General features: G+C 73.3%; 9 protein-coding genes. 5 read left to right on the forward strand and 4 right to left on the reverse strand.

Annotated features, from left to right (window positions below; all coding sequences use genetic code 11):
- The first annotated feature begins 178 nt into the window (after positions 1 to 178).
- Complete coding sequence (locus ACFUJR_RS06700) at positions 179 to 1,660, forward strand: AlkA N-terminal domain-containing protein (RefSeq protein WP_383178609.1); 1,482 nt, start codon at positions 179 to 181, stop codon at positions 1,658 to 1,660.
- A 15-nt stretch (positions 1,661 to 1,675) separates the two neighbouring features.
- Positions 1,676 to 2,173 carry a methylated-DNA--[protein]-cysteine S-methyltransferase gene (locus tag ACFUJR_RS06705; protein ID WP_383178606.1) on the forward strand — a complete coding sequence of 166 codons (498 nt, stop codon included), beginning with the start codon at positions 1,676 to 1,678 and terminating at the stop codon, positions 2,171 to 2,173.
- A 73-nt stretch (positions 2,174 to 2,246) separates the two neighbouring features.
- Here ACFUJR_RS06705 and ACFUJR_RS06710 read toward each other — a convergent pair whose 3' ends face one another.
- On the reverse strand, positions 2,247 to 2,969 hold the full coding sequence (locus tag ACFUJR_RS06710; RefSeq protein WP_383178603.1) for an NAD-dependent deacetylase: 723 nt from the start codon (positions 2,967 to 2,969) through the stop codon (positions 2,247 to 2,249).
- A 66-nt stretch (positions 2,970 to 3,035) separates the two neighbouring features.
- Between ACFUJR_RS06710 and ACFUJR_RS06715 the strand changes: the two genes are divergently transcribed.
- Positions 3,036 to 3,245 carry a type II toxin-antitoxin system VapB family antitoxin gene (locus ACFUJR_RS06715; protein ID WP_383178600.1) on the forward strand — a complete coding sequence of 70 codons (210 nt, stop codon included), beginning with the start codon at positions 3,036 to 3,038 and terminating at the stop codon, positions 3,243 to 3,245.
- A 4-nt stretch (positions 3,246 to 3,249) separates the two neighbouring features.
- On the forward strand, positions 3,250 to 3,756 hold the full coding sequence (locus ACFUJR_RS06720; protein ID WP_383178597.1) for an NUDIX hydrolase: 507 nt from the start codon (positions 3,250 to 3,252) through the stop codon (positions 3,754 to 3,756).
- 11 nt (positions 3,757 to 3,767) lie between these two features.
- Here the strand turns inward: ACFUJR_RS06720 and ACFUJR_RS06725 are convergent, their stop codons facing one another.
- The 3 genes from ACFUJR_RS06725 to ACFUJR_RS06735 form a co-directional block, all read right to left on the reverse strand.
- A complete protein-coding gene (locus tag ACFUJR_RS06725; protein ID WP_383178594.1) occupies positions 3,768 to 4,262 on the reverse strand; it encodes an NUDIX domain-containing protein in 495 nt (164 codons plus the stop codon).
- Positions 4,259 to 5,326: an ADP-ribosylglycohydrolase family protein gene (locus ACFUJR_RS06730; protein WP_383178591.1), complete on the reverse strand. Its 1,068-nt coding sequence runs from the start codon at positions 5,324 to 5,326 to the stop codon at positions 4,259 to 4,261. The genes ACFUJR_RS06725 and ACFUJR_RS06730 overlap by 4 nt, the downstream gene beginning before the upstream one ends.
- 194 nt (positions 5,327 to 5,520) lie before the next feature.
- Positions 5,521 to 7,215, reverse strand: a complete 1,695-nt coding sequence (locus ACFUJR_RS06735; protein WP_383178589.1) for a BCCT family transporter — start codon at positions 7,213 to 7,215, stop codon at positions 5,521 to 5,523.
- A 113-nt stretch (positions 7,216 to 7,328) separates the two neighbouring features.
- Between ACFUJR_RS06735 and ACFUJR_RS06740 the strand changes: the two genes are divergently transcribed.
- Positions 7,329 to 8,483 carry a glycerate kinase gene (locus ACFUJR_RS06740; protein WP_383178586.1) on the forward strand — a complete coding sequence of 385 codons (1,155 nt, stop codon included), beginning with the start codon at positions 7,329 to 7,331 and terminating at the stop codon, positions 8,481 to 8,483.
- The last annotated feature ends 324 nt before the right edge of the window (positions 8,484 to 8,807 follow it).

Genomic DNA, 8,807 nt, shown 5'->3' on the forward strand with positions numbered 1-8,807 from the left:
ACTTCCTCGGTTCCTCGGGCCGCCGGCGGCGTCGGGAATCCGTTTCCTCCATGCTGCTCCAGTGTCGGCGGGATATCGAGGCGGGGCGACTCGCGGGACCCGGACCGGGCCCGCTCCCCGGAAGGTCCATGTCGTTTTCTCGCCAGCCGGTGCCCCTCGGGTCCCCGACCATGGAGGCATGTACACCGACACCGAGCGCTGCGTGCGAGCCGTCCGTTCGAAGGACGCCCGCTTCGACGGCGTGTTCTTCACCGCGGTCCTCACCACCCGGATCTACTGCCGTCCCAGCTGCCCGGTCGTGCCGCCCAAGGCCGAGAACATGGTCTTCCACCCGAGTGCCGCCTCCTGCCAGCGCTCCGGGTTCCGCGCCTGCAAGCGCTGCCGCCCGGACACCAGCCCCGGCTCCCCCGAGTGGAACGTCCGCGCCGATGCCGTCGCCCGGGCGATGCGGCTGATCCAGGACGGGATCGTGGACCGCGAGGGCGTCCCGGGCCTCGCCGCCCGGCTCGGTTACTCCACCCGGCAGATCGAACGCCAGCTCCTCGCCGAACTGGGCGCGGGGCCGCTCGCCCTGGCCCGCGCCCAGCGCGCCCAGACCGCGCGGCTGCTCATCGAGACGACGCCGATGCCGATGGCCGAGATCGCCTTCGCCGCGGGCTTCTCCTCGATCCGGACCTTCAACGACACCGTCCGTGAGGTCTTCGCGCTCGCCCCCGGGGAGCTGCGTGCCAGAGCCACGCGGTCACGGGCGGACGCCGACGCCCCGCGCACCCCGGGCGTGATCGCGCTCAGGCTGCCGTACCGCTTCCCCCTCAACCCCTCCAACCTCTTCGGCCACCTCGCCGCGACCGCCGTCCCCGGGGTGGAGGAGTGGCGGGACGGCGCCTACCGACGGACTCTCGCCCTCCCGCACGGACACGGCATCGTGTCCCTCTCCCCCCGGTCCGACCACATCGCCTGCCGGCTCTCCCTCACCGACCCCCGCGACCTGACCCTCGCCATCAGCCGCTGCCGCTGGATGCTCGACCTGGACGCCGATCCGGTCGCCGTCGACGAGCAGTTGCGCACCGACCCGCTGCTCGCGCCACTGGTGGAGCGGGCGCCCGGCCGGCGTGTGCCCAGGACCGTCGACGCGGCCGAGTTCGCCGTACGGGCCGTGCTGGGCCAGCAGGTCTCCACGGCCGCCGCCCGTACGCACGCGGCCCGGCTCGTCACCGCCCACGGCGTGCCCGTGGATGACCCCGAGGGCGGACTCACCCACCTGTTCCCGACCCCCGAGGCGCTCGCCTGCCTGGACCCCGAGTCCCTCGCGCTGCCCCGCAGCCGCCGCGCCACCCTCCTCACGCTCGTCGGGGCCCTCGCCGACGGCTCACTCGGCCTCGGCCCGGCCACCGACTGGGAGGAGGCACGTGCGCGGCTCCTGGCCCTGCCCGGCTTCGGCCCCTGGACCACGGAGGTCATCGCGATGCGGGCGCTCGGCGACCCCGACGCCTTCCTCCCCGGCGACCTCGGTGTCCGCCGCGCCGCCGAGGGCCTCGGCCTGCCCTCCACGCCCGCCGCGCTGACCGCCCGCGCCGCGCGGTGGCGGCCCTGGCGCGCGTACGCCGTCCAGTACCTCTGGGCCACCGACAGCCACCCGGTCAACCACCTCCCCGCATAAGGAAGTCGTCCCGCCATGACCGATGTCCGGCACACCGTCATCGACAGCCCGTACGACCCGCTGACCCTGGTCGCGGTCGACGGCGAGCTGAGCCGTATCCATATGACCGAGCAGCGCCACCGGCCCGCCGAGGAGACCTTCGGCGAGCCGGACCCGCGCCCCTTCGGCGAGGCGATCCGCCAGCTCGACGCCTACTTCGCCGGTGAACTGACCTATTTCGACCTGCCGTTGAGGCTGATCGGCACCCCGTTCCAGCTCCGGGTGTGGGAGCAGCTCCGCCGCATCCCGTACGGAGAGACGCGCACGTACGGCGAGTTGGCGCAGGCCCTCGGCAACCCCGGCGCCTCCCGGGCCGTCGGCCTCGCCAACGGCAGGAACCCGGTCAGCATCGTCGTACCGTGCCACCGCGTCGTCGGCGCGGGCGGTTCGCTGACCGGATACGGCGGCGGGCTGGGCCGCAAACGGCGGCTGCTGGCCTTCGAGTCGGGCGCCGAACCGGACGCGCTCTTCTAGCGGAGACCCTGGGGAGCCTGGGCCCTGTGGTCGAAGTGGCGTCGCGGGCCAGGCGAGACTTCGACGACACGACCTAGGAGCGGAGCCCCTCCAGGAGCGCGGGCAGGGAGGTGCCGATCGGCTCGCGCACCACCTCGTCGGCGAGCGCGTCGTACGGCGTGGGCTCGGCGTTCACGATGATCAGCCGGGCCCCGTGCTCGGCGGCGACGCCGGCGAGCGAGGCCGCCGGCTGGACCTTCAGGCTCGTCCCGGCGGCGATGAAGACCTCCGCCGCCTTGGTGATCGACATCGCCTCGCCGAGCACCCGCGGATCGAGCCGCTGCCCGAACATGACGGTCGCCGACTTCAGGATCCCCCCGCACACCCGGCACGGCGGATCCTCCTCGCCAACCTCCACACGTGCCAGCGCCTCGCCCATGGTGGAGCGGTCGTGGCAGGCGGTGCACACCACGGACCTCGCGGTGCCGTGGAGTTCGACGACCTTGCGGTCCGGCGTCCCGGCGAGCTGATGAAGCCCGTCCACGTTCTGGGTGAGCACGCGCACGGCGACCCCGGGCGCCTTCTCCAGTTCGGCGACCGCCCGATGGGCCGCGTTGGGCCGGGCCTTGAGCGCGGGGCTGTTCCGCCGCATCTGCCAGGCCCTGCGGCGGATCTCGGGGTCGGCCATGTAGAAGTCGTACGTCACGAGCTTCTCGGCCTCGGGGTCCCGCCGCCAGAGGCCCTGCGGGCCGCGGTAGTCCGGAATCCCGGAGTCGGTGGACACCCCGGCCCCGGTGAGAATCGCCACGAGAGTCATACGACGAGCGTATGCAGTCCGAGTAACCCACCGCGAGCCGATTTCACCGGGTGCTAGGTTCGCGCCATGGCCAAGGTGAACATCGAACTCGACGCCGAACTCGTCGTGGAAGTCATGGTCCTCGCGGGCGTCAACAACCCGCAGGACGCGATCGAGGCCGTCGTCCGCGACTACATCGCCCGGGGACACCGCACGGAGGCCCGGGTGGCCACACGCGAGGCCGAGGCCCCGTCCCGAGGCGGCAACCCGCTCACGACCGAACCCCCGCAGGGCTGACCCGATGCACACACCACGACGCACCCCGCGCCGCGCCGCCCGGGTCGCCGTACTGGACCCCGACGGCGCCGTCTTCCTCTTCCGCTACGACAACGAGGAGGTCGGCGTGCACTGGGCCATGCCCGGCGGCGGCCTGGAACCCGGGGAGAGCCCACGCGACGGAGCCGTACGCGAGCTACGGGAGGAGACCGGCTGGGAGGGGATCGAACCCGGCGAGCTGCTCTGCACCTGGGAGCACGACTTCACCCGCGCCGGCGTCCCCGTGCGCCAGCACGAACACATCTACGTGGCGTACGGGCCGCGCCGCGAGCTCGCCGGAGACCTCGCGGCCGCGCACGCGGCGGACCGCATCCAGCTGGGGCGCTGGTGGAGCCCCGAGGAGCTGGCGGCGGCCGAGGAGGCCCTCTGGCCGCCGGACCTGGCCGACCGGCTCGCCCGGTTCGGAGCGGCGGGCGGCGACGGTGGCGCCGGCCGGGGCGACGGTGGCCACGGCGGCGGGGGAGCGGCCTGAGAGATCCGGGGTCACCCGGCGGCGGGGCGTCCGTTCTCCAGCTCGACCGGGCCACGGCCGGAGCCGAGGGCGTCGAGGGCCGCCAGGACGCGCGACCCCAGACCGCCCAGGAGGTGGTCGGGCACCTCGGCGGGTTCGATCAGCTTCCAGGAGAGCAGTTCGTCCTCCTGCAGGCGGATCGCCGCGAACTGCTCGTCGGACAGCACCCCGCCGTCGTACACGTACGCCACGATCGGAGGCCGCCCCGCGCCGTGCGCCCAGTCGAGCGCGAGCAGCGCCCCGAGCTCCAGGTCGAGGCCGATCTCCTCCGCCGTCTCGCGGCGCGCGGCCTGACGGGGCGTCTCGCCCGTGTCGGACTCGATGGTGCCGCCGGGGAGCGCCCACCCCTCGCGGTAGTTCGGCTCGACGATCAGGACGCGGCCCGCCGCGTCCCTGAAGAGTGCGGCGGCACCGGCGAGGACACGCGGAAGGCCGGCGATGTACGTGGCGTAGTCGGTCGTCGTCATTCCGTCAGCGTAGCGAGCCGGAGTGTCCGCTCCGCCAACTCGCTGATCCGCACCCCGTCGAAGCCGAACACGGCGCTGCGCACCCGGTCCCGCAGCGGCTCCGACCACTGCGGCGGGATCGCCGCCGCCCCGCACAGCACCCCGGCCACCGAGCCCGCCGTCGCCCCGTTGGAATCGGTGTCCAGGCCGCCGCGGACCGTCAGCGCGATCGTGGTGGTGAAGTCGCCGCCGCCGTACAGCAGACCGGCCGTCAGGACCGCCGCGTTGGGGATCGTGTGGATCCAGCCGAGCCCGCTCGTCCGCTCCGCGAGCTCGGCGAGTGCGGCGGACCACTCCACGCCCGCCTCGTGGAGCGCGATCGTGTGACGCACCGTGCGCGCGAGGCGGCTGCTCGCCGGGATCCGTTCCAGCGCCGTCTCCAGCGCGGCGCGTACGTCCGGCGCCGTGAAGGCGGCGGCGATCAGCGCGGCCGCCCACATCGCGCCGTACACGCCGTTGCCGGTGTGCGACAGCACCGCGTCGCGGCGCGCCAGCGCGGCGGCGCGGCGCGGTTCACCGGGGGAGGTCCAGCCGTAGACGTCCGCCCGGATCAGCGCGCCGATCCACTCCTGGTGCGGGTTGTCGTACGTCGCGGTGAGCGGCGGCTTCAGACCGTTCGCGAGGTTGCGGTACGCCGTCCGCTCGGCCGTGAAGGTCTGCAGGTACGGCAGCCGCAGCAGCCACAACTCGCCCACCTGCTCGGTGGTGAACGCGAAACCGTGCGTCTCCAGGAGGTGCAGGCCCAGGACGGAGTAGTCGACGTCGTCGTCCCGGCAGCTTCCGTCGATCCGCCCGCGCACGCACCGCGGCCACTCGGGCCGCAGCTCGAACCCCGCGACATCGGCGGGCGGCGGGGGCAGGTAGTCGGTGAGCGGGAGCGCGTCCGTCAGCCGCAGGTACCGGTCGATGTGCTCGGGCGTCCAGTGGTCGCCCCGCTCGACGGGCTTGCCGAGCATGTTCCCGGCGATCCGCCCGGTCCAGCCGCCGAGGATGCGGTCGGCGAGTTCGCCGTGCGTGAGCGCCATACGTCCGGTGTACCGAATCCCCGGTCCCGGCGCGCGCCGAACACGCCCCCGCGCGCCCCCGCCGTCCTCGCTCCCGGCCCCACCCGGTGTCCGGTCGGCGGAGCGTCCGGGGCCCCGTCCCTCGGCGCTCCACGCCCGTGTCCCGGCGTCCACCGGGCCGAAGGGCGGGGCCTCGTGGTCCGTGCGGCGTTCCCTCAGCCGTCACCGTCCTGCTCCGACTCCGTCCTCGACCTCGCCGCCCGTCGCAGCCGGTGATGGCGCGAGGCGCTCTGATCCGTGACCGTGTCGCCCATGATCGCCCGCACCGCGTCCCGCAGGCCGTGCAGCGGGTGATGACGGGGCGCGCCCGCACCCGGGTCCTCGCGCAGCTCCTTCAGGAGCGCCCAGCAGAGGGCGAGCATCACCAGCACGAAGGGCAGCGCCACCAGGATCGTGGCCGTCTGGAGCGAGTCCAGTCCGCCCACGACGAGCAGAACCGCGGCCACCCCCGCCATCAGGACGCCCCAGACGACCACCAGCCAGGTCGGCGGGTGCAGGGCCCCGCGGCTCGTCAGGGAGCCCATCACCAGCGATGCGGAGTCCGCACTGGTGATGAAGTACGTCATCACGAGGATCATCGCGATCACCGAGGTCACCGTGCCGATCGGCAGGGCGTCCAGCATTCCGAAGAGGGACGCCTCGACGCCGTCCGCCACCTCGGCGGCCATGTCGACCGCCCCCGTGGAGTCCAGCCGGATCGCGGTCCCGCCCATCACGCAGAACCAGACGACCGTGGCACCGCTGGGCACCAGAAGGACACCCATGAGGAACTCGCGAATCGTCCGGCCGTGCGAGATGCGCGCGATGAACGTGCCGACGAACGGGGCCCAGGAGAGCCACCACGCCCAGTAGAAGATCGTCCACGCCCCGAGCCAGGCCGAGTCGGTGAAGGCACCGGTACGGGTCGCCATGGGCAGGAGCTGGTCCAGGTAGCCGCCGATCGACGACGGGATCGTGTCCAGGATGTAGACCGTCGGCCCGAGGAGGAAGACGAAGGTCATGAGGCACGCGGCGAGAACGATGTTCGTCGTGGACAGCCATTTCACGCCGCGGTGCAGCCCGGAGAACGCCGACAGCACGAACGCCGCCGAGAGCACCGCGATGATGACGAGCTCGGTCGAGAGGTCGTCCTCGATCCCGGTGGTGATGTTCAGTCCCTTGGCGACCTGCAGGGCGCCGAGACCCAGGCTGGTCGCGGTGCCGAAGACGGTCGCGAACACGGCGAGCAGGTCGATGACCTTGCCCTGCCACGAGACGGCCCGGCGTGCGCCGATGAGGGGGGTGAAGGCGGCGCTGAGGCGGTTGCCACGGCCCTTGCGGAACCCGGCGTAGGCGAGAGCGAGGCCCGCGATGGCGTAGATCGCCCACGGTGTCAGCGTCCAGTGGAAGAACGAGTACTCCATCGCGGACAGCGCCGCCTCGGGTGTGCGGGCCTCGGCACCGCTCGCCGGGGGCGGGGTGAGGTAGTGCTGGAGGGGCTCACCGACTCCGTAGAACATCAGACCGATTCCCATGCCCGCGCTGAACATCATGGCGATCCACGCGAGATTGGTGAACTCCGGTTCGGAGTCGTCCTTGCCCAGTCTGATGCGGCCGAAGCGGCTGAAGGCGATGAACAGGCACAGCACGAGGAAGACGTCGGCGGCGACCACGAACAGCCAGGCGAAGTTGTCGAGGACCCACCCCAGTGCTGTCGAGGAGGCGTCGGCGAAGGAGTCCTTGCCCAGCGAGGCCCAGGCGACGACGGCCAGCACCGCGCCGATGCCGATCCTGATGACCGGCATGTCGGGAGCGCCGGTCTCGCCCGGTGGGACATCAGGAGGCTGCTGATCGATCGGTTCCGTGCTCATGGTGCCCCACTATGGGAGGGAATATCGCCGCATCAGGGAGTGGCACGCCGTCCGAACGTGCGGATAGGCTCGGCCCCGGCGCGACTGCACGTTCGAAAGCAAGGGATGCAAGGGTGACGGACGGAGCAGTAACTGAGGTCGCACGCGTACTCGTCGCGGCCGACAAGTTCAAGGGCTCGCTCACGGCCGTACAGGTCGCGGAGCGGGTCACAGCAGGTCTGCGACGGGTCGTCCCGGAGCTGGACGTGGAGACCCTGCCGGTTGCGGACGGCGGCGACGGTACGGTCGCGGCCGCCGTGGCGGCCGGTTTCGAACGCCGTGAGGTACGGGTGGCCGGGCCCCTCGGCGAGCCGGTGACGGCGGCGTTCGCGCTGCGTGGCACCACGGCCGTCGTGGAGATGGCGGAGGCCTCGGGCCTCCAGCTGCTTCCGGCGGGTGTCTTCGCACCGCTGACCTCGACGACGTACGGCTCGGGCGAGCTGCTGCGCGCCGCGCTGGACGCGGGCGCCACGACGATCGTCTTCGGCGTCGGCGGCAGCGCGACGACGGACGGCGGCGCGGGGATGCTGGCCGCGCTCGGCGCGGTCTTCCTGGACGGCACGGGCGAGCCGGTCGGACCCGGCGGAGCGGCGCTGGCCTCCCTCGCCTCCGCCGACCTGTCGGGCCTCGACCCGCGGTTCGCCTCGGTCGAGCTGATCCTCGCCAGCGATGTCGACAACCCGCTCACCGGGCCGAAGGGCGCGCCCGCGGTCTACGGTCCGCAGAAGGGCGCGACGCCGGAGGACGTCCAGACACTGGACGCGGCGCTCGCGCACTTCGTGACCGTCCTGGAGAAGGCGATCGGCCCCAGGGCGTCGGAGTGCGCGGTGGCGCCCGGTGCGGGCGGTGCGGGCGGTATCGGGTACGGGGCGCTCGTCGGCCTGGACGCGAGCTTCCGCCCCGGCATCGAGCTGATGCTCGACGTCCTGGGCTTCGCCCCGGCGCTGGAGCGGGCCACGCTCGTCATCACGGGTGAGGGCTCGCTCGACGAGCAGACCCTGCACGGGAAGGCCCCGGCGGGCGTCGCGGCGGCGGCGCGTGCGGCGGGCAAGGAGGTCGTCGCGGTCTGCGGCCGCCTGGCCCTCCCGCCCGAGGCCCTCGGCAAGGCCGGCATCCGCCGCGCCTACCCCCTGACCGATCTCGAACCCGAGCCGGCCAAGTCCATCGCCAACGCGGGCCCGCTCCTGGAACAGGTGGCATCCGACATCGCCCGGGACTTCCTGTCATAGCCCCCGCCGCCCGGGGCCGGTGCTGCGAAGGCGCCGCTCTCCGGGCTGCCGGTGTGGCCCCGCGCCCCTCGGGGCACGGCCCGGTCTCAGGCTTGTCCGGGGTGGGGTGCAGCCCTCACGCCCCTTGGGACGCACGGCCCCCTTGGGACGCACGGCGCGAAGCGGCCGTTCTCAGGGGGCGGGGCGCGAGGGCCTCATCAGCCCGCACCCGTCCCCGGCAGGGTTCCGGGAAGAGGCGGGGGCCCCGCCCCGGGGCTGGGCGGGGCCCCCGCCCCCCCGCCCCCCCCGCCCCCCCCCCCCGGGCGGTGCTGGTCGGGTCGGTGC

Origin of the sequence: Streptomyces sp. NPDC057271 (genome assembly GCF_042668715.1) — a bacterium.
Classification (GTDB): domain Bacteria; phylum Actinomycetota; class Actinomycetes; order Streptomycetales; family Streptomycetaceae; genus Streptomyces.